At 60.2% G+C, this 23,886-nt stretch carries 24 protein-coding genes and 1 pseudogene; 15 read left to right on the top strand and 10 right to left on the bottom strand.

Going from position 1 to position 23,886, the window contains the following annotated elements; translation table 11 throughout:
* Nucleotides 1–43: 43 nt before the first annotated feature.
* The gene (locus tag BLL42_RS22395; RefSeq protein WP_071554271.1) at nt 44–2,695 is read left to right on the top strand and encodes a DUF4118 domain-containing protein; all 2,652 of its coding nucleotides are present in this window, start codon (nt 44–46) and stop codon (nt 2,693–2,695) included.
* Between the two features lie 48 nt (nt 2,696–2,743).
* Complete coding sequence (locus BLL42_RS22400; RefSeq protein ID WP_071554273.1) at nt 2,744–3,439, top strand: response regulator; 696 nt, start codon at nt 2,744–2,746, stop codon at nt 3,437–3,439.
* 130 nt (nt 3,440–3,569) lie between these two features.
* On the opposite strand, the gene BLL42_RS22405 is transcribed toward BLL42_RS22400, so the two are convergent.
* The gene (locus BLL42_RS22405; RefSeq protein WP_071554275.1) at nt 3,570–4,607 is read right to left on the bottom strand and encodes a patatin-like phospholipase family protein; all 1,038 of its coding nucleotides are present in this window, start codon (nt 4,605–4,607) and stop codon (nt 3,570–3,572) included.
* A gap of 224 nt (nt 4,608–4,831) precedes the next feature.
* On the opposite strand from BLL42_RS22405, the gene BLL42_RS22410 reads away from it, so the two are divergent.
* The 3 genes from BLL42_RS22410 to BLL42_RS22420 all read left to right on the top strand — a co-directional run bounded on the left by BLL42_RS22410 (nt 4,832) and on the right by BLL42_RS22420 (nt 7,052).
* Nucleotides 4,832–5,110 carry a hypothetical protein gene (locus BLL42_RS22410; RefSeq protein WP_071554277.1) on the top strand — a complete coding sequence of 93 codons (279 nt, stop codon included), beginning with the start codon at nt 4,832–4,834 and terminating at the stop codon, nt 5,108–5,110.
* 90 nt (nt 5,111–5,200) lie between these two features.
* The gene (locus tag BLL42_RS22415; protein ID WP_071554279.1) at nt 5,201–5,968 is read left to right on the top strand and encodes a CHAD domain-containing protein; all 768 of its coding nucleotides are present in this window, start codon (nt 5,201–5,203) and stop codon (nt 5,966–5,968) included.
* Between the two features lie 286 nt (nt 5,969–6,254).
* The gene (locus tag BLL42_RS22420; protein ID WP_071554281.1) at nt 6,255–7,052 is read left to right on the top strand and encodes an acyl-CoA thioesterase; all 798 of its coding nucleotides are present in this window, start codon (nt 6,255–6,257) and stop codon (nt 7,050–7,052) included.
* A 5-nt stretch (nt 7,053–7,057) separates the two neighbouring features.
* Here the strand turns inward: BLL42_RS22420 and BLL42_RS22425 are convergent.
* The 3 genes and pseudogenes from BLL42_RS22425 to BLL42_RS22435 all read right to left on the bottom strand — a co-directional run bounded on the left by BLL42_RS22425 (nt 7,058) and on the right by BLL42_RS22435 (nt 10,002).
* Nucleotides 7,058–7,420 (bottom strand): annotated as a pseudogene (locus BLL42_RS22425) (terminase).
* A 184-nt stretch (nt 7,421–7,604) separates the two neighbouring features.
* A complete protein-coding gene (locus BLL42_RS22430) occupies nt 7,605–9,086 on the bottom strand; it encodes a methyl-accepting chemotaxis protein (RefSeq protein WP_071554283.1) in 1,482 nt (493 codons plus the stop codon).
* A 109-nt stretch (nt 9,087–9,195) separates the two neighbouring features.
* Nucleotides 9,196–10,002 carry a TatD family hydrolase gene (locus tag BLL42_RS22435; protein ID WP_071554285.1) on the bottom strand — a complete coding sequence of 269 codons (807 nt, stop codon included), beginning with the start codon at nt 10,000–10,002 and terminating at the stop codon, nt 9,196–9,198.
* Nucleotides 10,003–10,236: 234 nt separating this feature from the next.
* Between BLL42_RS22435 and BLL42_RS22440 the strand changes: the two genes are divergently transcribed.
* From BLL42_RS22440 to BLL42_RS22450, 3 genes are all read left to right on the top strand, one after another.
* Nucleotides 10,237–11,658 carry an MltF family protein gene (locus tag BLL42_RS22440; RefSeq protein WP_071554287.1) on the top strand — a complete coding sequence of 474 codons (1,422 nt, stop codon included), beginning with the start codon at nt 10,237–10,239 and terminating at the stop codon, nt 11,656–11,658.
* Between the two features lie 105 nt (nt 11,659–11,763).
* Nucleotides 11,764–12,198, top strand: a complete 435-nt coding sequence (locus BLL42_RS22445; protein WP_071554289.1) for a DoxX family protein — start codon at nt 11,764–11,766, stop codon at nt 12,196–12,198.
* 255 nt (nt 12,199–12,453) lie between these two features.
* Nucleotides 12,454–12,762, top strand: coding sequence for a hypothetical protein (locus BLL42_RS22450; RefSeq protein ID WP_071554291.1), 309 nt, complete (start codon nt 12,454–12,456; stop codon nt 12,760–12,762).
* Nucleotides 12,763–12,776: 14 nt separating this feature from the next.
* Here BLL42_RS22450 and greB read toward each other — a convergent pair whose 3' ends face one another.
* From greB to BLL42_RS22465, 3 genes are read right to left on the bottom strand one after another with little or no spacing between them, the layout of a single operon-like run.
* A complete protein-coding gene (greB, locus tag BLL42_RS22455; RefSeq protein WP_071554293.1) occupies nt 12,777–13,274 on the bottom strand; it encodes a transcription elongation factor GreB in 498 nt (165 codons plus the stop codon).
* A gap of 34 nt (nt 13,275–13,308) precedes the next feature.
* Nucleotides 13,309–15,813 (bottom strand): ABC transporter permease, encoded by a 2,505-nt coding sequence (locus tag BLL42_RS22460; protein ID WP_071554295.1) that lies wholly within the window; start codon nt 15,811–15,813, stop codon nt 13,309–13,311.
* A complete protein-coding gene (locus BLL42_RS22465) occupies nt 15,813–16,499 on the bottom strand; it encodes an ABC transporter ATP-binding protein (RefSeq protein WP_071554296.1) in 687 nt (228 codons plus the stop codon). Before BLL42_RS22465 ends, BLL42_RS22460 begins: the two co-directional genes overlap by 1 nt.
* 10 nt (nt 16,500–16,509) lie before the next feature.
* Between BLL42_RS22465 and BLL42_RS22470 the strand changes: the two genes are divergently transcribed.
* The 3 genes from BLL42_RS22470 to BLL42_RS22480 all read left to right on the top strand — a co-directional run bounded on the left by BLL42_RS22470 (nt 16,510) and on the right by BLL42_RS22480 (nt 18,565).
* Nucleotides 16,510–17,115, top strand: a complete 606-nt coding sequence (locus tag BLL42_RS22470) for an arylesterase (protein WP_071554298.1) — start codon at nt 16,510–16,512, stop codon at nt 17,113–17,115.
* A gap of 58 nt (nt 17,116–17,173) precedes the next feature.
* Nucleotides 17,174–17,467, top strand: a complete 294-nt coding sequence (locus BLL42_RS22475) for a hypothetical protein (protein WP_019692935.1) — start codon at nt 17,174–17,176, stop codon at nt 17,465–17,467.
* A 129-nt stretch (nt 17,468–17,596) separates the two neighbouring features.
* A complete protein-coding gene (locus tag BLL42_RS22480; protein ID WP_071554300.1) occupies nt 17,597–18,565 on the top strand; it encodes a L,D-transpeptidase family protein in 969 nt (322 codons plus the stop codon).
* A 123-nt stretch (nt 18,566–18,688) separates the two neighbouring features.
* On the opposite strand, the gene oprI is transcribed toward BLL42_RS22480, so the two are convergent.
* Entirely contained in the window at nt 18,689–18,940 is a 252-nt protein-coding gene (oprI, locus tag BLL42_RS22485; protein WP_002553018.1) for an outer membrane lipoprotei OprI, read from the bottom strand.
* 635 nt (nt 18,941–19,575) lie between these two features.
* Between oprI and BLL42_RS22490 the strand changes: the two genes are divergently transcribed.
* Entirely contained in the window at nt 19,576–19,857 is a 282-nt protein-coding gene (locus tag BLL42_RS22490; protein ID WP_019692933.1) for a GNAT family N-acetyltransferase, read from the top strand.
* A gap of 63 nt (nt 19,858–19,920) precedes the next feature.
* Here BLL42_RS22490 and BLL42_RS22495 read toward each other — a convergent pair whose 3' ends face one another.
* Together BLL42_RS22495 and BLL42_RS22500 are read right to left on the bottom strand one after the other, a co-directional pair.
* Nucleotides 19,921–20,997, bottom strand: a complete 1,077-nt coding sequence (locus BLL42_RS22495; protein ID WP_071554302.1) for a 3-deoxy-7-phosphoheptulonate synthase — start codon at nt 20,995–20,997, stop codon at nt 19,921–19,923.
* A gap of 132 nt (nt 20,998–21,129) precedes the next feature.
* Nucleotides 21,130–21,573, bottom strand: a complete 444-nt coding sequence (locus tag BLL42_RS22500; protein ID WP_071554304.1) for a PilZ domain-containing protein — start codon at nt 21,571–21,573, stop codon at nt 21,130–21,132.
* Between BLL42_RS22500 and BLL42_RS22505 the strand changes: the two genes are divergently transcribed.
* The 3 genes from BLL42_RS22505 to BLL42_RS22515 are packed head-to-tail and all read left to right on the top strand — an operon-like array spanning nt 21,572 to nt 23,836.
* Nucleotides 21,572–21,958: a thioredoxin family protein gene (locus BLL42_RS22505; protein ID WP_071554306.1), complete on the top strand. Its 387-nt coding sequence runs from the start codon at nt 21,572–21,574 to the stop codon at nt 21,956–21,958. The two genes, BLL42_RS22500 and BLL42_RS22505, sit on opposite strands and share 2 nt — an antisense overlap.
* Nucleotides 21,955–22,929 (top strand): putative 2-dehydropantoate 2-reductase, encoded by a 975-nt coding sequence (locus BLL42_RS22510; RefSeq protein ID WP_071554308.1) that lies wholly within the window; start codon nt 21,955–21,957, stop codon nt 22,927–22,929. Before BLL42_RS22505 ends, BLL42_RS22510 begins: the two co-directional genes overlap by 4 nt.
* Nucleotide 22,930: 1 nt before the next feature.
* Nucleotides 22,931–23,836 (top strand): 5'-nucleotidase, encoded by a 906-nt coding sequence (locus BLL42_RS22515; protein ID WP_071554310.1) that lies wholly within the window; start codon nt 22,931–22,933, stop codon nt 23,834–23,836.
* Nucleotides 23,837–23,886: the final 50 nt, after the last annotated feature.

Raw genomic sequence — 23,886 nt, forward strand, 5'->3', positions numbered from 1 at the left:
CTTTTCCGCAACAAAGAAACCGAATCTGAAAGGCGAGAAATCAATGAGCGACTCCGGCCGCGCCGACGCATTGTTAGCTGATTTACCCCGCGATGGTCGTGGCCGGCTCAAGGTTTTTCTCGGCGCCGCTCCTGGCGTCGGCAAGACCTACGCCATGTTGCAAGCTGCCCACACCCAGCTGCGCCAAGGCGTGAAAGTCATCGCCGGGGTGGTGGAAACCCACGGTCGGGCGGAAACCGAAGCATTGCTCGGCGGTTTACCGCAGTTACCGCTGGTGCGCTCGGAATACCGTGGCGTGATGCTCGAGGAAATGGACCTCGACGGTTTGCTCAAGGCCAAGCCAAAACTGGTGCTGGTCGATGAGCTGGCTCACAGCAATGCGCCCGGCAGCCGCCACGCGAAGCGCTGGCAGGACATTCAGGAGTTGTTGTCAGCGGGCATCGACGTCTTCACCACGGTCAATGTCCAGCATCTGGAAAGTCTCAACGATCAGGTGCGCGGCATCACTGGCGTGCAAGTGCGCGAAACCCTGCCCGACTGGGTGCTGCAAGAAGCCTACGAACTGCTGTTGATCGACCTGCCACCGCGCGAGCTGCTCGAGCGGCTGCGTGACGGTAAGGTTTATGTGCCGGAGCAGGCGCGAGCGGCGATCGATGCGTTTTTCACCCAAACCAACCTCACTGCACTGCGCGAGCTGGCGATGCAAACCGCGGCGGCGCAGGTCGATGATGACCTGAGTCGCGGCTATCGACAGTTGGGCCAAGCGGCGCCAGCCGTGCGCGGCCGCTTGCTGGTGGGAGTCGATGGCGATGCCCAGGCCGAGCGTCTGGTACGTCATGCCAGTCGGGTCGCGCAGCGTCGGCATTTGCCGTGGAGTCTGGTGCATGTGGACAACGGCAGTGCGTGCGACGAGCAATCGCGTTTGCGTCTGCAAAGCGCTCAGCAATTGGCTGAACGGCTGGGCGGCGAAGTGGTGCTGCTGCGCGCTGGCGAAGTGGCGAAAACCCTGATTCAACACGCTACCGAACGTCGTGCCAGCCTGGTGCTGGTCGGTCAGTCGCGTCAGCGTTTGCGCCGTCGGCTGTTCGGCGGTGGGTTGGCGTCACGCTTGTTGCGCAATGCCCGAGGCCTGGAAATCAACGTTCTCGACAGCGATGAACAACAGCATCAACCGCGTCAGCGTTCAGTGCAGGCGTTGGTCTGGTTCGACTATGCGCTGGCGCTGTTGGCAACGGTGCTGGCCAGCGCGTTGGCCTGGGCGGTGTCGAGTGTTTTACCGCTGCCGAATATCTCGCTGGTGTTCCTCGCGGCGGTGTTGCTGGTGGCGGTGCGCAGCAGCCTCGGGCCGGCGCTGGCGTGTGCGGCGTTGTCGTTTCTGACCTACGATTTCCTGTTCATCCCGCCGACCTTCTCCTTTGCGATTCAGCGTGAAGAAGACGTGTTGACGCTGTTGTTCTTCCTGCTGATGGCTGCGCTCACCGGCAATCTCGCAGCGCGTCAGCGGCGACAGTTGGAAGCCTTGCGCGACACTCAGCAAGAGACCAGCGAACTGCTCGACCTGTCGCGTAAACTCACCGCCGCCACCGACCGGCAAGCGGTGATCAGCGCGGCGGCGACACATCTGGTCGGCTGGAACGACCTGCAATTGTGTCTGGTTAACCGTGACGGGCAGGGCGGCTGGAAGGTCGAAACCGGTGGCTCGCTGCAGTTTTCCGAAGCCGAGCGCGCTGCCGCCGATTGGGCCTGGCAGCACGATCAACCGGCCGGCATGGGCACCGGCACATTACCGTTCGGCCGCTGGTGGTGGTGGCCGTTATCGGTTGACGACGGGCCGTTGGGCTTGCTGGGCGTTTGCCCGAAAGAGGGCGAGCAGCTCAGTGGCCAGCGTCGGCGATTGCTGACCGCATTAAGTCAGCCACTGGCTCAAGCGCTGGCCCGTGCGCAGTTGGCCGACGACCTTGAGGCCGCGCGCCTGCACGGTGAAACCGAACAATTGCGCAGTGCTTTACTGGCTTCGGTGTCCCATGATTTGCGCACACCGCTGACGTCCATGCGCGGCAGCATCGACAGCTTGCTGGCGCTGGGCGAGGCGATCCCGCTGGAGGATCGCCGTGAGTTGCTTGAAGGTACTCGTGATGAGGCCGAACGGCTCGACCGCTATATTCAGAACCTGCTGGACATGACACGCCTGGGCCACGGCGCGCTGAAGCTGGCGCGCGATTGGGTGTCGCCGGCGGATATCGTCGGCAGTTCGCTCAACCGTTTGCGCGCAGTGCTGGCACCGTTGCAGGTCAGCACCGATGTGCCGAGCGAGTTGCCGTTACTCTATGTGCACGCAGCATTGATCGAGCAGGCGCTGGTGAATGTGCTGGAAAACGCTGCACGCTTTTCGCCAGTTCATGGCCGTTTGCAACTGGGTGCTGGGGTGACTGACAGCGAGCTGTTTTTTTCCGTGAGTGACGAGGGCCCGGGCATTCCCGAAGAGGAACGCGCGAAGATCTTCGACATGTTCTACACCGCCGCCCGTGGTGATCGGGGCGGGCAGGGCACCGGGCTGGGGCTGGCGATCTGCCAGGGTATGGTCGGCGCCCATGGCGGGCGGATCAGTGTCGCTGACGGTATCGGAGGGCGCGGCACCTGCATCACCATTCATTTGCCATTGCAGGAACAACCGGGGTTTGAAAGTGAAGCCTGAGGCTGCGTGCGCTACTCTCTTGCCACCTCTTTTTGTTGATTTGAAACCATGAGCCAGACCGCGACCATTTTGGTCATTGACGATGAGCCGCAGATCCGCAAATTCCTGCGCATCAGCCTGGCCTCCCAGGGTTACAAAGTGCTTGAAGCCGGTACCGGCACCGAAGGCCTGGCCCAGGCCGCGCTGAACAAACCGGATTTGCTGGTTCTCGACCTTGGCCTACCCGACATGGATGGCCAGCAGGTGCTGCGCGAATTCCGTGAATGGTCGACAGTGCCGGTGCTGGTCCTGTCAGTGCGCGCCAGCGAAGGGCAGAAAGTCGAAGCGCTGGATGGCGGTGCCAACGACTACGTGACCAAGCCGTTCGGCATTCAGGAGTTTCTGGCGCGGATCCGCGCCTTGTTGCGGCAGGCTCCAGCGGGTGAAGTCCAGGAAGCGGCGCTCAAGTTCGGTCCGTTGACGGTCGATCTGGCGTACCGGCGGGTCTTGCTGGACGGTGCCGAAGTGTCGCTGACCCGCAAGGAGTACTCGGTGCTGGCGCAATTGGCGCGCCACGCCGGACGGGTCATCACCCAACAGCAACTGCTCAAGGATATCTGGGGCCCTACCCACACCGAAGACAGCCATTACCTGCGGATTGTGGTCGGGCATCTGCGTCAGAAACTGGCGGATGACCCGACCCGGCCGAGATTTATCCTGACCGAGGCGGGGGTGGGGTATCGGTTGCTTGAATCTTTGGGTTAGGTGTCGTTCCGCTAAAGATCGTCCGAACGCGGCCCGAACCTTCGCCAGCTCCTACGAGGTCGAGGTACACCCGCAATATCGCGGGTGCACCTCTGCGTAGGAGCTGCCGAAGACTGCGATCTTTTGCTTTTCAGTCGCGCTCATTTTCATACCGATCCAGCGTATCCCGGGCAATCTCCCGTCCCAGCGCGATCAGCTCCGGCGCCTTGTAGAACTCGAAAAACCGGCAAACCCGTTTTGGTACGTTGATCAGAATGTCCGGTGGGTAACCGGCGATCTTGTACTGCGCCAATGACGTCTGCATCACCTCGAAACTCTGGTTGATCAAATCCAGCAAAGAGGCCGGGCCAACGTTGTCGATAATGAATGAGCCAGTGGCGGATTTCGGTGCGCCGTCACCTTCCGGGGCCGCAGCGGGCTGTTGCGCTTGAGGCTCTGCGGGTTCGATCCAGGGGTTGATTTCAGCGGCTCCATTGCGCAGCGCTTCCTGCTCCAGGAGCAGTAATTGTTCGGCCTGTTTACGGCGGAACGGCAGGCGCGAGCCGAGGGAGTTGATCAGGCTGTCGAAGCGGCTTTTGAATGCGGCAGGGCGCTGGATCACTGGCAACTGATAGTGCCGCTGGTTGGTCGAGTTGAGGTTGACCGCGATGATCAGGTCGCAATGGCTCGATACCACCGGGACAATCGGCAAAGGATTGAGCAGGCCGCCGTCGACCAGCATGCGATTGCCTTGCATCACCGGGGTGAACAAACTTGGAATTGCCGCCGAGGCGCGCATCGCCTGATGCAGGCAGCCTTCCTGGAACCAGATTTCCTGCTGGTTGGTCAGGTCGGTGGCGACGGCAGTGTAGGGGATGCGCAGGTCTTCGATGTTGATCTCGCCAACGATCTTGCGGATCTGCCCGAAGACTTTCTCGCCGCGTATCGCCCCGAGACGAAAACTCACGTCCACCAGACGCAGTACATCGAGATAGTCCAGGCTCTCGATCCAGTCGCGGTAATCGTTGAGTTTGCCGGCGGCGTAGATGCCGCCGACCACGGCGCCCATGGAGCAACCGGCGATACAGGCGATGTCATAACCGCGCCGTTCGATTTCTTCGATGACCCCGATATGGGCGTAGCCCCGGGCTCCACCTGAGCCCAGCACCAATGCGACACGCTTTTTCATGACTCGCCCCTTCATCAAACAGGCATCAACAATGCACCCAATGAGGGGCGAGCTTCAATCATGCTGACTCAGCGCGAAGTTGTGAGCGTTGTTTTTTCGACACTCAATGACGGCAGATGGGTATTCTCGCGGACGCTATAGTTTCCATGGATGGGCTGAGGCACTTTTTGTGGTGTTGGCCGTCTTACCCAATACGATTGTTTTTAACCCTTGAGGAGTCATTGATGAAAGCCTGGATCTGTCTGCCATTGATCGCGTTAGTACTGGCCGGTTGCGCAGGTAAAACCGCCTACCGCGACAGTTGCGGTAGTCAGCTGGACGCTGCCTGGCATGAGCTGGACATTGCCAAGGCTGAAGGTTTCGCCGGCACCGTGAGTTATTCCAAGGCATTGTCGTTGTTGACCGGGGCCAAAACCCAGCAGCAGTTCGAAGCCTATGAGGGCTGTGCCAGCAAGGCCGAGAAGGCGCGCTTCTATATTCGCGAATCCCGCGCGGGGCGTTGAACCGACAATGATATAGAGCAATGCAGGCACCCGGTTTTACCACCAGCTAAGCTTGCGATCTGATGTTGGTAATCGACTTGGGAGAAAGCAATGTCTGCGTTGGTGGATCGGTTGGTGGCTCAGGTGTTGGGGCTGGAAGTGCGTTTGCTGGCTTGTCAGGCGCGCCTGCACGCCAGCACCGACTCCGAAGCGCTGCATGACTTGCGCACGACGGTTCGCCGTCTGCGCAGCCTGCTGCGGCCATTGCGCGGTTTGCCCGGTGTCGAGCAGCTCGAAGCGGCAGCGGCGGGCGTCGGCAGCCTGACCACGCCGTTACGCGACCGTGAGGTATTGGCGGCACACTTGCTGGCGCACGGTCAAACGGACGCAGCCAAGCGTCGGCGGGTGCAAATGGCACAGGCCTATCCGGCCGTGGCTGGCAGCCCGGAACTGGCACAGCTGTTGATGATCCTCGATGCTTTTCCGCGCTTTCTGCGCGCTTCCCAGTATCAGGGCTTGCTCAAGGGCTTGCGTGCGCGCATCGAGAAACGTCTGGCCAAGCAATGGAAAGCGCTGGATGTGGCTTTGCACGATCCCGCGCATGACCGTCATCGCCTGCGGCTGTTGATCAAGCGCGTGCGCTATGCGATCGAGGCCTATCCCGAACTGGATCGTCTGCCCGAAGCCGCGATGCCACGCCTCAAGTCGGCACAAGAAGCCCTCGGCGATTGGCACGATTGCTGGCAATGGCTGGCCCGTGCCGAGCACGAGTCCGATTTGCTGTCTTGCGTGGCGGTCTGGCAGGCCACCATGTCCCAGGCTGAAGGTCGCGCCGATCGCGTTCTCGACAAACTCAGCTCCGCCTGTTTCAAACCCTGACGCGAATTGCCTTTCGTAGCAGCTGGCGAAGCCTGCGTTCGAGCGCGCAGCGGTCGTAAAATCAGGCAATGTGTTCTTTCAGGAAAACCGCGTGTGCAGGATTGGCGAGGACTGCGTCCGAACGTGGCCCGCCTCTAACGCAGCCTCGCGGGCTCGACAGCTGCTACGGATCGATATTCGTCGCAGGAGTCGGCCTATCTGTCAGTCTCTTTGGCCGGAATAGGCGCTGTGCAGGCGCTGCTGGCTGGTTAACATCCTTCAGTCCTTTCCCTGCCTTGAGGTTTCCATGCGCTTTTCCGATTTGCTCGACGCTGTGCGCCGTTCGCCGCATGAGCTGTCTATTCCGGCGGAATGGGCCCAGGGCCGCGCCAGTTTCGGCGGTCTGGTCGCCGCTTTACAGTATGAAGCCATGCGCGCGAGGGTCCCGGCGGATCGCCCGGTGCGTTCGTTGGCGATCACGTTTGTCGGCCCGGTCGAGCCTGGTGTACCCACCCGTTTTGAAGTGGACGTGCTGCGCGAAGGCAAAGCGGTCAGCCAGGTACTGGGGCGAGCCCTGCAGAATGGCCAGGTGGTGACGCTGGTACAGGGCAGCTTTGGCGCTTCGCGTCCTTCCGAAGTCGAGGTGGTAGCCGAGCCGGCACCCGAGATGAAGCACTGGGATGACTGCCAGGAACTGCCTTATATCAAAGGCGTGACGCCCGAGTTCATGCGCCACCTGGCGATGCGTTGGAGTGTCGGCGGTTTGCCGTTCACCGGTAATAAATCCCGGGACATGGGCGGCTGGGTACGCTTGCGTGGCGACGTCAAAGAAGAGCCGGTCACCGAGGCGCACATTCTGGCGTTGGTGGATGCCTGGCCTCCGGCATTGTTGCCACATCTGAAGAAACCGGCGGCCGGCAGCACCCTGACCTGGACCATCGAATTCGTGCAGCCGCTACAGGCATTGAGCACGTTGGACTGGTGCAAATATCTCGTGGAAATCGAACATGCCCGTGACGGTTATGGTCATGCAGCCGCCGCGCTGTGGAGCGCTGAAGGGCAGTTGATTGCGTTGAGCCGGCAGACCGTGACCGTTTTCGCGTAAGGCCTTTAGCGGTGGTGGCGTTTGCGCCAGGCGCGCCACCAGCCACCGCTGAGGAAAAAGCGCGGGACCGTCAGGAACTGCTAGACCAGCAAGCGCGACACGGCATCTTTGCGATCACTGAACGTCTCGGCGGCTTGCGCTTCCAGGCTGTGACCGTGGCGTTGCAAACCAAGCGCGGCGAGCAGACCGACGACCCCGATGGCCACGTTCAGAACACTCACGCTGAACACCCCGGAAACGATCAGCAGAAACGCCACGATGAACAGCGGCACGGCAATCAGGTGCACGACCAGATTGGTCGGGTGCTGGTGGTTTTGCGGGTATACCCGCCATTGCCAGGCGGGAAGGTTGGGGTGACGTTTGCCCATGTTGGTAATCCTCGATCCGTGTTGAACACATGATTGAAGAATAGGTGGGGCAAATGCAGGCGGCGAATCAAGGTTGGCTATCGGCGCGATAGGTGTGATGGGCAAAAAGATCGCAGCGTGCGGCAGCTCCACAGGTTAATGCAAATACCGCCTAGGAGCTGCCGAAGGCTGCGATCTTTTGACGTTAGAGCTTGAGCTGTCCGATCGCTTTGCTCAGTTCACCGGCCAGCGTCGCCAGTTCATTACTGGTGGTGGCGGAGTCCACGGTCTGCTGCACGGTATTCACGGTGACGTCACGAATGCTCACCACCGCGCGGTTCATCTCCTCTGCCACTTGGCTCTGCTGTTCCGCCGCCACGGCAATCTGCGTGTTGCTTTCACGCATCTGCGCCACTGCACCGGTGATCTCGGCCAGCGCGGCGCCAGCTTCTTGAGCCTGTTGCACGCAGTCATCGGCCTTGAACGAGCTTTCCTGCATGAAGTCCACCGCATCCCGTGTACCGGCTTGTAGCGCCGAAATCATACTGGTGATTTCGTCAGTAGAGGTCTGGACACGCTTGGCCAGATTGCGCACTTCATCGGCGACCACCGCAAAGCCTCGGCCCATTTCCCCGGCGCGCGCGGCTTCGATGGCGGCGTTCAGGGCCAGCAGGTTGGTTTGCTCGGCAATGCTGTGGATCACGCTGACCACGCCGTTGATTTTCTGGCTGTCTTCGGCGAGACGCTGAATCATCTCGGCGGTTTGCTGCACCCCGTTGGAAAGCCCGGCGATGGATTTTTGTACTCGACTGACGACTTCCTGACCACTGCCGGCGAGGGTGTCGGCGGTTTGTGAGAGGTCGCGAGTGGCGCCGGCATGTTGAGCGATGTGGTAGACCGTGGCCGACATCTCATTGATGGCAGTGGCGGCCTGATCGGTTTCGCTTTGTTGACCGAGCATGCCGTGGCGTACGTCGTTCATGCTGGCGGCCAGACGCGCCGCGCCGACATCCAGTTGGCGGGCAGTACTGGCCACAGTGTTGACCACGCGCTGGTAGCCGGCCTGCATGGCATTGAACGCGCTGGCCATCTGGCCAACCTCATCGGTGCCAGACAGCGGCACGCGAGCCGCCAAGTCGCCGGTTTTCTCGACATGGAGCATCACGTCCTTGAGTGTGTTGAGCTGGCTGAGCAGGAAGCGGATCAGCAGTTGCGAGGCGCCGAGCATCGCCAGCATCAGGATGCACACGGCCGCTGCGTAGTTGGCAAAACGTTCGCCGAACACCTGGCTCAAACTCGGGCCATAGGCCAGAACGGCAATGTGCTCGCCGTTGGCGCGCGATAGCACCTCGGCACCCATCAACGGGTTCTCCCCAAACAGCGGCATATCATTGATTTCGACCCAGCCGTTGGCGTCGCTCAACTCGGGCAGCGGATGTTGGTTCAGCGTGGGAATCTGGCCGTTGCTGAAGCTCAGAAAATGCTCGGCTTCAGGCAAGGCTTGGCCGACCGGCCAGCCACTGAGCAGCCGCGCTTGAGCGACGGCCGACTGCTGTGAAGCCTGGCTGCGCGCTTGTTGCTCGAGTTGCACGGCATACAGCACCAGCAGCAGGGTGGTGACGAAGGCGACCGCGTTGACCGCCCAGAATTTGTATTTCAGCGAAATGTTGCTGATCCAGGCACCCATGGAGGTCTTCTCTGATAGCGGAAACAGTATTGGCAAGGTGCCAGCATTGTGCCGTTACTCAGCGAAGGGCTTTTTGATGTGGATCAATGAGGCGCCTGGTGTCGCGGGTTCAATCAACCGACGGCAACGCAAAAAATGCTCGCGCACACGCGGTGCTGTGAGCCGCTACGTCTTCCAGGCTTTCGCCGCGATGTAACGCCACTTCACGCAACACTTCAGTCAGATACGCCGGTTCATTGCGACCGTTTTTGGGCTTGGGGCGCAGGCTGCGGGGTAACAGGTACGGCGCGTCGCTTTCGAGCATCAAGCGCCCGCGCGGGATCTCGCGGACCAGCGGGTGCAGGTGAGTGCCGCGGCGTTCGTCACAGATCCAGCCGGTGATGCCGATATGCAGGTCGAGGTCCAGATAGCTGAACAGCGCCCGCTGCTCGCCGGTGAAGCAATGCACCACGGCGGCCGGCAATTGGTCACGGAACTCACGCAGGATTTCCAGCAGGCGCTGACTGGCGTCGCGTTCATGGAGGAACACGGGCAGTTGCAACTCGACGGCCATTGCCAGCTGCTCTTCGAGGACTTTTTCCTGTTGCGGACGTGGCGAGAAGTCACGATTGAAATCCAGTCCGCATTCGCCGACCGCCCGCACGTTTGGTTCTTTGAGCAAACTGCGCAAGCGTTGAGTGCTGTCGGCATTCCAGTCACTGGCCGAATGCGGGTGGATACCGGCGGTGGAGAACAACCGCTGCCCGGTTTCGTCCAGTTTCCGGCACAGCTCCAGGGCCTGTTCACTGCCTTCGACACTGGTGCCAGTGAGCACCAATTGGCAGACGCCAGCGGCATAGGCGCGGTCGAGTACCGCCGGGTGTTTGTCGGCGAAACTGGGGTTGGTCAGGTTGACGCCGATATCGATGAGTTGCATGGTGTGACCCTAGGCCTGCGGCCGGAAAGCATACCAGAGCTGTAGAAATATAAAAAAAACGAAGAACTACAATGAGTTAAAGCTGTCTTTTGATGCCGGAAGAGAGCTTCGACAGGCCAGTTGGCCGTCGCTGCTGCACTCTTTCGCACTATGCCAGCGCTCCAGGCGCTCTGTTTCTGTCGACCCACGGCTCGAAATAGCGAGACGTTGGACAGTATTCTTTCCGGAGAACGGATGACACGACTCCAGGTTTTGTTAGTGCTGTGCTTGTCGATGCTGCTGCCGATGCCGGCCGTTGCGCGGTTGGCGGGTCCCTTGGAGACCGTTCAGTCGGGCAAGGTCCGCGATCTGGCGGAAATCCGCGGCAGCCGGGTGCTGCGGGTACTGGTCAATCAGAGCCGCAACAGCTCCGGTGAGGTCCAGGGCCAGACCATTGGCGTCGAATACCATCGTCTGCGAGCCTTCGAGCAGTACCTCAATGGCCATGCCCGTGACGGCCAGGAAATCTCCCTCAAAATCATCCCCAAAGCCAAGGATCAATTGCTCGGCGCGTTACAGCGCGGGGAGGGTGACCTGGTAGCGCCGGGAGAGTTGCTCGATGCGCAGTCCGCTCAAGCGGTCAGTACCAGCGAGCCAATAGTCAGTAACGTGCCGTTGCTGCTGGTGGGGATCAAGGGCGAGCGCCGTTACACCCGTCTTGAACAACTCTCTGGCAAAACCCTGGCGCTGCCCAGCGGTAGCGCGGCCGGTGAAGCGATCAACCAGATCAATCAGAAGCTCGCGCTGCGCAAACTGCCACCGATCAAGGTCGAATGGGTCGACCCGAGCCTGGCGGTCGAAGACGTGTTGGAAATGGTGCAGGGCGGAATTTTTCACCTGACCATTATCGAGCAACCGATCGCCGAGCGCTGGGCCAAAATCCTGCCCAAGCTGCGTTTCGATCGGCAGGTAGTCATCAGCGAGCCGGGCAAGGAGTACTGGTTCGTACGTCGTGACGCATCGATGTTGCGAGCGAGCATTGATCGTTTCCTGCAAGCCTATAAGACCCCGTCCGATCTGGATGTGGCTTTCCTGCGTATTTACCGACGCTTGTACCAGGTTCACTACCCGCTGGCTCGCGCCGACCGCCAACGTCTGGAGAAGCTGCGCCCGGTCCTGCAAAAGCACGCCCGCGAGCAGGGTATGGACTGGTTGAATCTGGCGGCGCTGGCGTTCAAGGAGTCAGCATTGGAGCCCAGCGCCCGAAGCGGCAGTGGTCCGACCGGGCTGATGCAGATTACCCCGTCGGCGGCGCAACGGGTCGGGGTCAATAACATTCAGTCCGTGGACAGCAATGTGCAGGCCGGGGCCAAGTACCTGGCGCTGATCCGTCGAAAGTTTTTCGCCAGCCCCACGCTCAATGAGCGTGAGCGCATGGCTTTCGTTCTGGCGGCCTACAACCTCGGGCCGGAACGTGTTCAGGGGATGCGTGCCGAGGCCCGGCGCCGCGGCTTTAACCCCAATCAGTGGTTTTTCCAGGTCGAGCGCATTGCCATGGAGCAGGTGGGAATGGGGCCTGTCAGCTATGTTAATAGTGTGAACAAATACTTTTTGGCATATGACCGGGAACGGGAGTCGTTGGAGCCGCAAGGGCAGAAAGTTGCCTCACGCAAATGATCGACTAAACTGATTGTTATGGTGGGATTTTTACGCTTTTAACATAAATTTTATTGATTAATATAGCGGTCAACCAACACACACACTCACAATGGATGACACAGCATGAGCACTCTGATCAACAAGGTACTGTCCACACGCGCTGGCTACGGTCTGACCGTTCTGCGGATCTTCGTTGGCATCATCTTCGCTGCCCACGGCTCACAGAAACTCTTCGGCATGTTCGGTGGTTATGGCATTGCCGGCACCGCGCAGTACATGGAAAGCATCGGCCTGGCACCGGGTCACCTGATGGCGATACTGGCCGGTGGTACCGAGTTCTTCGCCGGTCTGGCGCTGATCATCGGTCTGCTGGTACGCCCGGCAGCGCTGGGGCTGGCTTTCCTCTCGCTGGTCGCCATTTTCTCGGTGCACATCGGCAACGGTCTGTTCATGGCCAACAACGGTTATGAATTCGCCCTGGCTTTGCTCGGCGGTAGCATCGCCGTACTGATCGAAGGCGCTGGCAAACTGTCGGCAGACCGCGCCATCACCGACTGACTGTTCAGGCTCAACGAAAAGGCCCGCATTGCGCACAATGCGGGCCTTTTTTGTTGCGCGAGATTCTTGACACTGTCCTGTCAGCTTCTCTAGGATGCTTGTCATGCGCCGATTTAAACAGCTACTTGCGGGGCGCCAGGTAACTCATTCAGTTACCGATAGAAGCTTGAAACAGGCTTCGAAATACCGCTAAAGCGCTGGTTCGGTGTTGCCTCTCACCTGCCATGCAGACTTTTGAGGCAGAGACACGACACGATGAATGCACTACGTCCCCCAGTACGTCCCGCGCCGATCACGGCCCACCTTGCCCAGCGCAATCCAAAAATCCTCCTTGGCGGTAATCATCAGCCGACGCTGCTGCGTTATCTGGATGGCTGGCCACGTCGTACCGGCGGCCCGGCAGCGTTCCTGATCCAGTTTGTCGAGGATGGCGAATCGCTGGCGCGTTTTGCCAGCGATAGCTTCGATCTGGCGGTGATCCAGTCGCCCAGTGCCGAAGACGCGGCCGAAGTGATCAAGCAACTGACGCGTGTTGCGCGCCAAGGGCTGATTACCCGCCGCTGAGGCCCAGCCGAGATTCAGGGATAGTCGATTGCGACGATGTACACGAACTGCTCGCCAGTAGGCGTCTGCACCCGGACTTCGGCATCCAGCGCTTTGCCGATCAAGGCCCGTGCCAGCGGCGAGTCGATGCTGATCAGGCCTTGTTTGAGGTCAAGCTCATCCGGGCCGACGATGCGATAGCGCGATTCTTTGCCGTGTTCATCTTCAATGGTCACCCAGGCCCCAAAGTAGACCTTGTTGGGGTCACTGGGTTTTTCGCTGACCACCTTGAGCGCTTCCAGCCGCTTGGTGAGAAACCGCACGCGGCTGTCGATCTCGCGCAGCATCTTTTTGCCGTAGGTGTATTCGGCGTTTTCAGAGCGGTCGCCTTGCGCAGCAGCCTCGCTGACGGATTGGGTCACCTGGGGGCGGCGTACATGCCAGAGCTCATGGAACTCGGCACGCATCCGCGCTTCGCCCTCGGGCGTGATGAGGGCGGTGCCGGCGGTGCGAGGAGGACGATAGCGGCTCATTGCAGTTTCTTTTGGTCAGGAAGCATCAAGTTTATCAACCCTCGCGCAAGACTGTCAGTGGGCTGGCATTCAGCGCCCGACGAGTACCGAAAACGCCCGCACCGCCGACCAGCAACGCGCCAATCACCGGCAGCCACAGCAGCCAAGGATGCGGATGCCAGGCCAGATCAAACGCATAGCGGTAAAGCACCAGGCTCACCAGTTCCGAGCCAAGCGCTGCGAGCAGACCGCTGACCGCACCGAGCAAGCCGAACTCGATCCGCCGGGCCTTCACCAACAACTGCCGTTCGGCGCCCAGCGCACGTAACAGCGCACCTTGGCGAATGCGCTCATCGAGTGTCGCCTGCAAGCCGGAAAACAGCACCGCCATGCCGGCCGCCAGCACGAACAACAACACGTACTCAACCGCCAGCGTGACTTGCTCAAGGATACTGCGCAGCTGCGCCAGCAAGGCTTCGACTTGCAGAATGGTCACCGCCGGGAACGCTCGCGACAGGTCGATGATCTGTTGGTCGTGGCCGGCCGCCAGGTAAAAACTGGTCAGGTAAGTGGCCGGCAGGTCTTTCAAGGTGCCGGGCTGGAAGATCATGAAGAAGTTCGGCTGGAAGTTGTCCCAGTTGATCTTGCGCAGGCTGGTGACCTGCGCCTCGCGGTTGACCCCGCCAACGGTGAAGATCAGGTGATCGCCGAGCTTGAGCTTCAGGCTCTCGGCTACTTTGCCTTCTACCGAAACACCGGGTACTTCGCCTGTCGGCTGCGCAGACCACCAGCTACCGGCCGTGATGCTGTTGCCCGCGGGCAGCTCGGCGGCCCAGGTCAGGCTCAGATCACGCTGGATGGCCCGATCACCTTCGGTGTCCTTGCTGACGATGCCCTGCACCGGTTTACCGTTGATGCTGATCAGTCGTCCCGGCACCACCGGGTACAGCGGCGCCGATTGCGCAGAGAGTTCGATCAGGTGATCAGTGAAGGCTTGTTTGTCGGCGGGCAAAATATTCAGTGCGAAGTAGTTGGGGGCATTTTTTGGCAACTGGTTTTGCCAGGTGTCCAGCAATTCACCGCGCAGCAGGGCAATCAGCGCCATCGACAACAGAATCAAACCAAAGGCCAGCGATTGTCCCGCCGCCGCCAGCGGGTGACGTAGCAATTGGCCCAGCCCCAGCCGCCATGGCAAGGGCGCACGGGCCAGTAGACGACGCAGGCTGTTGAGGACCAGCAGCAACAGGCCGCCGAGGACCAGCGCCGCGATGACGCCGCCACCGAGCAGCGCGAAGGTCAGCAGCAGATCCAGGCTCAAGCGCCACATGATCAGCGCCAAGGCTGCCAGTGCGGTGCCGTAAACCATCCAGGTGCTTGAAGGGATCGGCAGTATGTCGCGGCGCAGTACCCGCAGGGGTGGTACGCGACCCAGCGCCGCCAATGGTGGCAGGGCGAATCCGGCGAGCGCGACCAGTCCGGTGCCGATCCCGGCGACTGCCGGCAGCAACCCGCCCGGCGGTACATCGCTGGGCAGCAATTCACCCAGCAAGGCAAACAACCCCAACTGCGCAAGCCAGCCGAGGAGGGCGCCGCTGAGGCTGGCCAGCAGGCCGAGCACGGTCAGTTGTACGCTGAACAACAACAGGGTTTCCCGACGTGATAAACCCAGGCAACGCAGCAGCGCACTGGCGTCGAAACGGCGGGTGGCAAAACGGGTTGCCGAGAGCGCCACGGCAACGCCGGACAACAGCACGGCGACCAGACTGGCCATGTTCAAGTAGCGTTCGGCTTTGCCCAGGGCACCGCCGATTTGCCGGTTACCGTCGCGGGCGTCCTGTAGGCGCTGGTTGGCGGCCAGCCCCGGTTTGATCAGTTGTCGATAGGTTTCCAGGGCCGACGCGCTACCGCGCCAGAGTTCGCGGTAACTGACCCGGCTGCCGGGCTGGACCACGCCGGTGGCCGTCAGGTCGGCGAGATTGATCATCACCCGGGGCGTGAGGCTATAGAAATTGCCGGCACGATCCGGTTCATAGGTCAGCACGCGGGTCAGGCGCAGGGTTTTCATGCCGACGTCGATGCTGTCACCGACCTTCAGGTTCAGCGCCGTCAGCAAGCGTGCCTCGGCCCAGGCTTCGCCCGGTTCAGGGCTTCCTCCAGTCACTTCGGGGGCGAACGGGGCAGGTGCGCTTTTAAGCTGGCCGCGCAACGGATACACCCCGTCCACCGCTTTGATACTCGACAGCTGAATGCCGTTGTCGGTGGCGATGACACTGGAAAACTCCACCACTTGAGCGTGTTGCAGCCCCAGCTCCTTGCCGGATTGTATTTGTTCCGGGCGGGCGGGAGAGCTGCCTTCCAGCAGCACATCAGCGCCCAGAAACTCGGTGGCGCGCAGCAGCATGGCGCCGTTCAGGCGGGCGCCGAAGTAGCCGATGGCGGTACTCGCCGCCACGGCGACCAGCAGGGCGAAGAACAACACCCGCAGCTCTCCGGCACGGGTATCGCGCAGCAATTGGCGAATGGCGAGGCTGAACAGGCGCAACAGCGGCAAACGTGCCATCAAGGCTCCAGAGGGGCGACGACCAACAGGCCGGCTTCAAGGCGGATCAGGCGGTGGCAGCGGTGTGCCAGGCGTTCGTCATGGGTCACCAGGACGAGGGTCGTGCCGCTTTCTTTATTGAGTTCAAAGAGCAGGTCGCTGATGTGCTCACCGGTGTGCGTGTCGAGGTTGCCGGTGGGCTCATCGGCAAACAGCACGTCGGGTTCGGCGGCAAATGCCCGGGCGATCGCCACGCGCTGCTGTTCGCCGCCGGAGAGTTGGCGCGGCGAATGACTCAGGCGTTGGCCCAGACCGACGCGTTGCAGCAGTTCGGTGGCGCGTTCGCGGGCGTCTTTGCGACCGTCCAGTTCCAGCGGCAACATGACGTTTTCCAGGGCGTTGAGGCTGTCGAGCAGTTGGAACGACTGGAACACAAAGCCGACATGCTCGGCACGGATGCGTGCGCGTTGGTCCTCATCCAGATTGCTCAGGGCCTGCCCGGCAAGGGTGACTTCGCCGCTGCTGGGCAAGTCGAGACCCGCCAGCAAGCCGAGCAGGGTGGATTTGCCGGAGCCGGAACTGCCGACGATGGCCAGGCTGTCGCCCTTGTTCAGTTCCAGGCTGAGTTCGTGCAGGATGGTCAGTTCACCTTCCGCGCTGGGAACCACTTTGCTAAGGTTCCGCGCAGTGAGAATGCTTGCGCCCATGGAGAGTCCGATGCGTGTGTGGTTTTTGAGTGCTGGCCTGGCCTTGATATGCATGGCCCAGAACGCAGCGGCGGGTACAGTCCTGATCGTTGGCGATAGTATCAGCGCGGCTTTCGGCCTGGATACCCGGCAAGGGTGGGTGTCGTTGCTCGAGCAGCGGCTCAAGCACGAAGGTTTCACCGATACGGTGGTTAACGCGTCCATCAGTGGCGACACCAGTGCCGGCGGCCAGGCACGCCTGCCGGCGCTGCTTGTAGAGCATAAGCCTGCGGTGGTGATTCTCGAGTTGGGGGGCAACGACGGGCTGCGTGGATTGCTGCCAACGCAATTGCAACAAAATCTTGCGTCGATGATCGACAACGCCAAGGCCAGCGGTGCCAAGGTGTTGCTGCTCGGTATGCAACTGCCACCCAATTATGGGGTGCGTTACACCGAAGCTTTCGCGAAGGTCTACAGCGATCTGGCCGATGAGAAAAAAATCCCGTGGGTACCGTTTTTTCTTCAGGGAGTCGGCGGGAATCCCGAGCTGATGCAAGCCGATGGCATTCACCCGGCTGTCGTGGCCCAGGGCAAGTTGCTGGAAAATGTCTGGCCTACACTAAAACCGCTGCTATGACGCTTTTCTAGCGGCAGTCTTTCGGCTAATGTGGCGCCCCCCTGATTTGGAGCCCCCGATGCCGCGTCCTGCCTGGTCCCTGTTTGCCTACCAACTGATCGAGCCTGACGAACAGCTGGATCTGTTTGCCTGCCAGGAAGTCCGGGTGCATCTGGTGACGCGTCAACTGGAGTTGGGCGGCTCGGCCGACCGTACCTTGTGCGGCACGTTGCTGCCTGCGCAACCGCGCTGGTCGAGCGTCGACCGGACAGTGTTTCAGGACCAGCGGCTGTGCTCGCTGTGTCGGGCGATCCTCGAATCGCAGAAGCGCGGTACGTCACCCATCTGGCCAGAGTTGCGTTTCGAGCTCTAGAAAATCAAAAGATCGCAGCCTTCGGCAGCTCTTACAGGACAGTCCATCGACCCGGCTCCCCGAATCCAGGGGCGTCGGTGTACAATCTCGCTCCTAAACCCTCAGTTGATCATGCGAAGGATGTTCCGGATGTTGCCGCGCTTTCCTGCCGTCACCCGCTGCTTGTCTCTTGCCGCCTTGTGTGTGGCGGGTCCTGTTGCAGCTTTGGAGTTGCCTTTACCGCCACCGGGCGAAGATATTGTCGGTCAGGTGCAAACAGTCAAAGCCAAGTACGAAGACACCTTTGCTGACCTGGGTACCACCTATGATCTGGGCTACCTGGAAATGGTCGCCGCCAACCCGGGTGTCGATCCGTGGTTGCCAGGTGCTGGCACCGAAGTCGTGCTGCCAACGCGTTTCATCCTGCCACCTGGCCCGCGTGAAGGCATTGTGATCAACCTGGCCGAGTATCGCCTCTACTATTACCCGAAAGGCCGGAACGTGGTGTACACCTTCCCTCTGGGTATCGGTCGTGAGGGCTGGGGCTCGCCAATCGCCCACACCAGTATCACTGCCAAAACACCGAACCCGACCTGGACCCCTCCAGCCTCGATCAAGGCCGAGCACGCAGCCGATGGCGATCCACTGCCAAATGTCGTGCCCGCCGGTCCGGACAACCCTCTGGGGCCGTTCAAGTTCACGTTGGGCACCCCGGGCTACCTGATTCACGGTTCGAACAAGAAGTTCGGCATCGGCATGCGTACCAGCCATGGCTGCTTCCGCATGTTCAACAACAACGTGCTCGAAATGGCCGGCATGGTACCGGTGGGAACGTCGGTGCGGATCCTCAACGACCCGTACAAGATCGGCATGAGTGGTGGCAAGGTTTACCTGGAAGCGCATACGCCGCTGGACGACAACGGCAACCCGTCGGTGGTCGACAAGCACACCGCGGTGATCAACGCTTTGCTCAAGCGTGACGATCTGGCCAAGAACTTGCGCATGAACTGGGATGTAGTGCGCGACGTGGTCGCCGCTGAAGATGGCTTGCCGGTGGAAATCGCCGTACCGAATACCTCCGCGCCGATCGCCTCCAGCGCCCCGATCGACCTGCAGTAATCGCTTCAAACGCACCGCCGAGGCTTCGCAGCTTCGGCGGTTTTTTATTGCCCTCAGCAAAATCCGGGCAATAAAAAAGCCGACCCATAAATGGGTCGGCTTGATAACAATCCCGAAGGACTATTACTTGCGGCTAGCTTTGTCCAGCATGCGCAGAGCACGCTCGTTAGCTTCGTCAGCAGTCTGTTGTGCTTTTTGAGCAGCAGCCAGAGCTTCATCAGCTTTACGGTAAGCTTCGTCTGCACGAGCCTGGGAGCGAGCTGCTGCGTCTTCAGTAGCGGTCAGACGTGCTTCGGTTTCTTTCGATACGCTGCTGCAACCGGTAGCCAGAACTGCGGCCAGAGCCAGAGCAGAGAATTTCAGAACGTTGTTCATCGTGTTCCCCTTCAAGGACTTTCTATTAAGTAGCTGTCTCCTCAGAGTGAGGAAATAGCCGGCATACATACTACCCATTACTTGTAGTAAGTAAACTGACGTAGCGCAAGAAGCAAAAAAAATTGTAGGCGCGGAATCTTTTTCGAGCAACTTTTAATCGCGCTGTATAAAAAGTATGCAGCTGGGAAGCCCGTCCTGAGCGACCTGCTTGTAACGCTGGCTGACGCTTGGGGCTGTTTCGGACTCTAGAGCTAAAGTCGCTGTATATTGATTCGTCTACACTTTTGTTCAGGATTTGCGGAGCAGCTCACGCCTCTTTGTGCATGTAAAGGTGACTTTAACAAGCCAGGCTCGTCTTAAGTCTCAACATCCGGCAATGTTCAGGCTATCGACCAGGGGAGATGTTCGGTCGAGCCGCCGCTACGTGCCCTGCGCTGAACCCGCGCAATCGACGTGATGACAAGTGCGCCTTGAGCATTTCTGCTTTTGGTGCCTACTATTTGATACGTGTCCGGTTGCGCGAGATCGGTGCAGTTTTTCTCGGTGTCCAAGCAGGCACGGGGTGGCGTAGAGGTTCCTTCGCCGGAAAAACATCGGTAAGGTAGGGGTCAGTTCAAGACCCGCGAGGAGTAGTGATGAGCGAGGCGTTGTCCATCCACCATGACCAGGCTGGTCATCAGTTCGAGACCAATGTGGACGGTCATCGTGCCTACCTGACCTATATGGATCTGGGGAAACAGACCTTGGATATCTATCGTACTTTCGTGCCCAACGCGCTGCGTGGTCGCGGCATTGCGGCGGCGTTGACCGAACAGGCGCTGCAGTACGCTGAGGAAATGGGCTACACAGTCATTCCGTCATGCTCCTACGTGGAGCGCTACATGGAACGTCACCAGCGGCATGCGGCCAAGCTTTGATCAGGATCACCGAATAAAAAAACGCCGGGCTAAGCCCGGCGTTTTTGTGTGCGCTGAACGCGATCAGGTGCGTTGACGTTTCGGCAGCACATCCTTGAGTTTGGCGTGCATGCTGCGCAAGGTGTTTTCGGTGGCTGACCAATCGATGCAGGCATCGGTGATCGACACGCCGTATTGCAGCTCGGCGAGGTCTTTCGGAATCGCCTGGCAACCCCAGTTCAAATGGCTTTCGACCATCAGACCGATGATCGATTGGTTGCCTTCGAGGATCTGGTTGGCCACGTTCTCCATCACCAGAGGTTGCAGCGCCGGGTCCTTGTTGGAGTTGGCGTGGCTGCAATCTACCATGATGTTCGGCTTGATCTTCGCCTTGTTCAGCGCTTGCTCGCAGAGCGCGACGCTGACCGAATCGTAGTTCGGTTTGCCGTTACCGCCGCGCAGAACTACGTGACCGTAGGCATTGCCCTTGGTGGTGACGATCGACACGCCACCTTCCTGATTGATCCCCAGAAAGCGGTGTGGGCTGGAAACCGATTGCAGCGCGTTGATGGCAACCGTCAGGCCACCGTCGGTGCCGTTCTTGAAGCCGACTGCCGAGGAAAGGCCCGAAGCCATTTCACGGTGCGTCTGGGATTCGGTGGTGCGCGCGCCAATCGCCGACCAGCTGATCAGGTCTTGCAGGTACTGTGGCGAGATCGGGTCAAGGGCTTCGGTTGCCGTCGGCAGGCCCATCTCGGCCAGGTCCAGCAGCAACTGACGACCAATGTGCAAGCCGTCCTGAATCTTGAATGAGTCATCCAGGTACGGGTCGTTGATCAGGCCTTTCCAGCCGACGGTGGTACGTGGCTTCTCGAAATAGACCCGCATGACCAGATACAGGGTATCGGACACTTCAGCGGCGAGTACCTTGAGGCGCTCGGCATATTCGTGTGCAGCCTTGATGTCGTGGATCGAGCAAGGCCCGATAACGACGAACAGGCGGTGGTCGGTGCCATCCAGGATATTGCGAATCACTTCGCGGCCCTTGGTCACGGTGCGCAGGGCAGCATCGCTCAGAGGGATATCACGCTTGAGCTGGTCAGGAGTGATCAGCGTCTCGTTGGAGGCGACGTTTAGGTCATTGATCGGTAAATCAGCCATCGTGTTACTCGTCAGGTCACGGGTGCCGGCCGCCAGCGATCCCCGCGCGGCGGAGCACAGCATGATTTAAGCGCAGCGGGGAGCCGAACCTTAGCGCGTTACGCGGTGGCTCGACAATGGGCAGGCGCGGGTTTAATCCAGCGCTGGCTGCGCGAAAGCCTGTCGAACGGTCTCGTGGGAGTACTCGGTGGCATGTTGGTCGAGCCATTTCAGGGCCAGCGCCTCGACACCTTGTTGTTCGGCCTGGGGCTTTTGCTGGCGGCAATAACGTTCAATCTGGCAGACCTGCTCGCCCATCCGCGCTTTAAACAGGGTCTGCTCGTCGATGAAGGCGATGCCAACCAGATAACCGTGCTTTCGTCGCAGACACCAGGCCACATAGCCCAGATAACAGACATTTTCGCTCAGGGTTGGCATTCGCACTTCCAGTGCCGTTCCTTTGCGCCAGGCGCGGTGGTAATTGCAAGCCACGCCTCCGAGACTGATAGTGTGCAGCTCTTGCCGAGAAATGCACTGATGCTTGCGCAACGTTAACTCGACAGGCACATCGTCAGGATGAGGAATAAAACGCCCCATGAACACAGACTCCAAGTGTCGATCACTCGACAGTGTTTCACCCAGTATAGTGGTCGAATGCGAGCTGACTGATTTCGATGCCGACCAGCGGTTATTGGCGATGAGTGGTGTGTCTCTGGTGATTTTCACCAGTGTCGGCTGTTCCGGTTGCCGCTGGGCGCGCCAGCAGTTGCCGGAACTGGACCTTGATGTCGACCGGCTGTGCTGGGTCGACGCAGGGAACAACGGTGGCGTGGTAGAGCGTTATCAGGTCTTTCATTTGCCCGCGCTGTTTGTCGTGCGCGATGGCGAGTTTTATGGGGCGCTACAGTCGCGCCTGGCCCGCACCGAACTGAATGCTGCGCTGGGGCAGGCGCTGAGTCGACATCCAGAGGAGTTGCCATGACGGATACAGCAGTTAAAAAGCCGAGAGTCGGCATTGTCGGCACCGGGGCGATCGGTGGCTTTTACGGCGTGATGCTGGCGCGGGCCGGGTTCGATGTGCACTTTCTGTTGCGCAGCGAGTTTTCAGCGGTCGCCGAGCGCGGCCTGCAACTCCACAGCGCGCCCTATGGCGCGTTGACCTTGAATCCGGTTCAGGCGTATTCGTCGGCCGACGATATGCCGCTGTGCGACTGGTTGCTGGTCGGCGCGAAAACCACCAGTAACGCCAAGCTTGCACCGGCAATCATCAAGGCTGCGGCGCCGGGGGCGAAGGTTCTGCTGCTGCAAAATGGTCTGGATGTCGAAGATTGCCTGCGTGATCTGTTGCCTGACTCACTGCACTTGCTGGGCGGGTTGTGTTTTATCTGTGTGCATCGCGCGGGGCCCGGAGTGATCGAGCATCAGGCGCTCGGTGCAGTGAACGTGGGTTATCACAGTGGGCCGGCGCTCGATGACGAGGCGGCGCGTCAGGCGATTGTCGAGCAAGGGGCGGGGCTGTTTCGTACCGCCGGTCTTGATTCTCAGGCGATGGCCAACCTTCAGCAGGCGCGCTGGCAAAAACTGGTCTGGAATATTCCGTACAACGGTTTATCGGTCTTGCTCGACGCGAGCACGACGCCGCTGATGGCCGATGACAGCAGTCGCGAACTGATTCAGGCATTGATGGCGGAAGTGGTGCAAGGCGCACTGGCGTGTGGCCACAGCATGCCGCCGGGGTATGCCGAGCATCTGTTCAAGGTCACCGAAAAAATGCCCGACTACTGGCCGAGCATGTACCACGACTACCAGCATAAACGGCCGCTGGAACTGGCAGCGATTTACGCCAGGCCATTGGCAGCAGCCAAGGTCGCCGGTTGTGAGTTGCCGAAAATCGAGGCCTTGTATCAAGCCCTGAGTTTTGTCGATCGGCGTAACACCTGTCTGGGGGAGTGAAATGGCAAAAGGGATAGGCGACAAACTGGTGCTGGCGATTTCTTCGCGGGCGCTGTTCGACCTGAGCGACAGTCACAAGGTGTATCTGGCGAGCGGCGTCGAGGCTTATCGGCAATATCAGATCGAGCACGAAGAGGAAATCCTCGAGCCGGGTGATGCGTTCCCTCTGGTGCAAAAACTGTTGAACCTCAATACCCGCCTCGGCCGGGCGCGGGTCGAGGTGGTGCTGGTGTCGCGTAATAGCGCGGACACCGGCTTGCGCGTCTTCAACTCGATTCACCATTACGGTCTGGCGATTTCCCGCGCGGCGTTTGTCGGCGGGCGCAGTCCGTATCCGTACCTGAAGGCCTTCGGCTGCGATCTGTTTCTCTCCACTCACGCCGATGATGTGCGCAGTGCGCTCGACGCCGGTTTTGCCGCGGCGACGATTCTGTCGGGGGGCGCGAGCCGTGCCGCCAGCGAAGAGTTGCGCATTGCCTTCGATGGTGACGCCGTGCTGTTTTCCGATGAGTCGGAGCGGGTGTATCAGTCGGACGGTCTCGAAGCCTTTCAGGCCAGCGAACGTGAAGCCGCGCGCGAGCCGTTGCGCGGTGGTCCTTTCAAGGGCTTTCTGGCAGCGCTCAATTTGTTGCAGCGCGAGTTTCCTGATGACAGTTGCCCGATCCGCACAGCACTGGTGACCGCGCGTTCGGCGCCGGCTCACGAGCGGGTCATTCGTACCTTGCGCGAGTGGGATATTCGACTCGACGAATCGCTGTTTCTCGGCGGGTTGGCCAAGTCTGCATTTCTCGAAGCCTTCGCCGCCGACGTGTTTTTCGACGACCAGGCGGGCCACTGCGAGTTGGCCCGTGAGGTGGTCGCCACCGGTCACGTCCCTCATGGCATCAGCAATGAGCTGAAGGTTTAAGCCCAGCGGCGCAGGACGTCGTACTCGCTGTGGCACTGCTAAGCTGAATC

It is taken from the genome of Pseudomonas frederiksbergensis (assembly GCF_001874645.1).
Taxonomy (GTDB): domain Bacteria; phylum Pseudomonadota; class Gammaproteobacteria; order Pseudomonadales; family Pseudomonadaceae; genus Aquipseudomonas; species Aquipseudomonas frederiksbergensis_B.

Bases quoted from the DNA above. Each gene is read 5' to 3' on its own strand.
- BLL42_RS22395 (WP_071554271.1), top strand. From the start codon at position 44: ATGAGCGACTCCGGCCGCGCCGACGCATTGTTAGCTGATTTACCCCGC.
- BLL42_RS22400 (WP_071554273.1), top strand. From the start codon at position 2,744: ATGAGCCAGACCGCGACCATTTTGGTCATTGACGATGAGCCGCAGATC.
- BLL42_RS22405 (WP_071554275.1), bottom strand. From the start codon at position 4,607: ATGAAAAAGCGTGTCGCATTGGTGCTGGGCTCAGGTGGAGCCCGGGGC.
- BLL42_RS22410 (WP_071554277.1), top strand. From the start codon at position 4,832: ATGAAAGCCTGGATCTGTCTGCCATTGATCGCGTTAGTACTGGCCGGT.
- BLL42_RS22415 (WP_071554279.1), top strand. From the start codon at position 5,201: ATGTCTGCGTTGGTGGATCGGTTGGTGGCTCAGGTGTTGGGGCTGGAA.
- BLL42_RS22420 (WP_071554281.1), top strand. From the start codon at position 6,255: ATGCGCTTTTCCGATTTGCTCGACGCTGTGCGCCGTTCGCCGCATGAG.
- BLL42_RS22430 (WP_071554283.1), bottom strand. From the start codon at position 9,086: ATGGGTGCCTGGATCAGCAACATTTCGCTGAAATACAAATTCTGGGCG.
- BLL42_RS22435 (WP_071554285.1), bottom strand. From the start codon at position 10,002: ATGCAACTCATCGATATCGGCGTCAACCTGACCAACCCCAGTTTCGCC.
- BLL42_RS22440 (WP_071554287.1), top strand. From the start codon at position 10,237: ATGACACGACTCCAGGTTTTGTTAGTGCTGTGCTTGTCGATGCTGCTG.
- BLL42_RS22445 (WP_071554289.1), top strand. From the start codon at position 11,764: ATGAGCACTCTGATCAACAAGGTACTGTCCACACGCGCTGGCTACGGT.
- BLL42_RS22450 (WP_071554291.1), top strand. From the start codon at position 12,454: ATGAATGCACTACGTCCCCCAGTACGTCCCGCGCCGATCACGGCCCAC.
- greB (WP_071554293.1), bottom strand. From the start codon at position 13,274: ATGAGCCGCTATCGTCCTCCTCGCACCGCCGGCACCGCCCTCATCACG.
- BLL42_RS22460 (WP_071554295.1), bottom strand. From the start codon at position 15,813: ATGGCACGTTTGCCGCTGTTGCGCCTGTTCAGCCTCGCCATTCGCCAA.
- BLL42_RS22465 (WP_071554296.1), bottom strand. From the start codon at position 16,499: ATGGGCGCAAGCATTCTCACTGCGCGGAACCTTAGCAAAGTGGTTCCC.
- BLL42_RS22470 (WP_071554298.1), top strand. From the start codon at position 16,510: ATGCGTGTGTGGTTTTTGAGTGCTGGCCTGGCCTTGATATGCATGGCC.
- BLL42_RS22475 (WP_019692935.1), top strand. From the start codon at position 17,174: ATGCCGCGTCCTGCCTGGTCCCTGTTTGCCTACCAACTGATCGAGCCT.
- BLL42_RS22480 (WP_071554300.1), top strand. From the start codon at position 17,597: ATGTTGCCGCGCTTTCCTGCCGTCACCCGCTGCTTGTCTCTTGCCGCC.
- oprI (WP_002553018.1), bottom strand. From the start codon at position 18,940: ATGAACAACGTTCTGAAATTCTCTGCTCTGGCTCTGGCCGCAGTTCTG.
- BLL42_RS22490 (WP_019692933.1), top strand. From the start codon at position 19,576: ATGAGCGAGGCGTTGTCCATCCACCATGACCAGGCTGGTCATCAGTTC.
- BLL42_RS22495 (WP_071554302.1), bottom strand. From the start codon at position 20,997: ATGGCTGATTTACCGATCAATGACCTAAACGTCGCCTCCAACGAGACG.
- BLL42_RS22505 (WP_071554306.1), top strand. From the start codon at position 21,572: ATGAACACAGACTCCAAGTGTCGATCACTCGACAGTGTTTCACCCAGT.
- BLL42_RS22500 (WP_071554304.1), bottom strand. From the start codon at position 21,573: ATGGGGCGTTTTATTCCTCATCCTGACGATGTGCCTGTCGAGTTAACG.
- BLL42_RS22510 (WP_071554308.1), top strand. From the start codon at position 21,955: ATGACGGATACAGCAGTTAAAAAGCCGAGAGTCGGCATTGTCGGCACC.
- BLL42_RS22515 (WP_071554310.1), top strand. From the start codon at position 22,931: ATGGCAAAAGGGATAGGCGACAAACTGGTGCTGGCGATTTCTTCGCGG.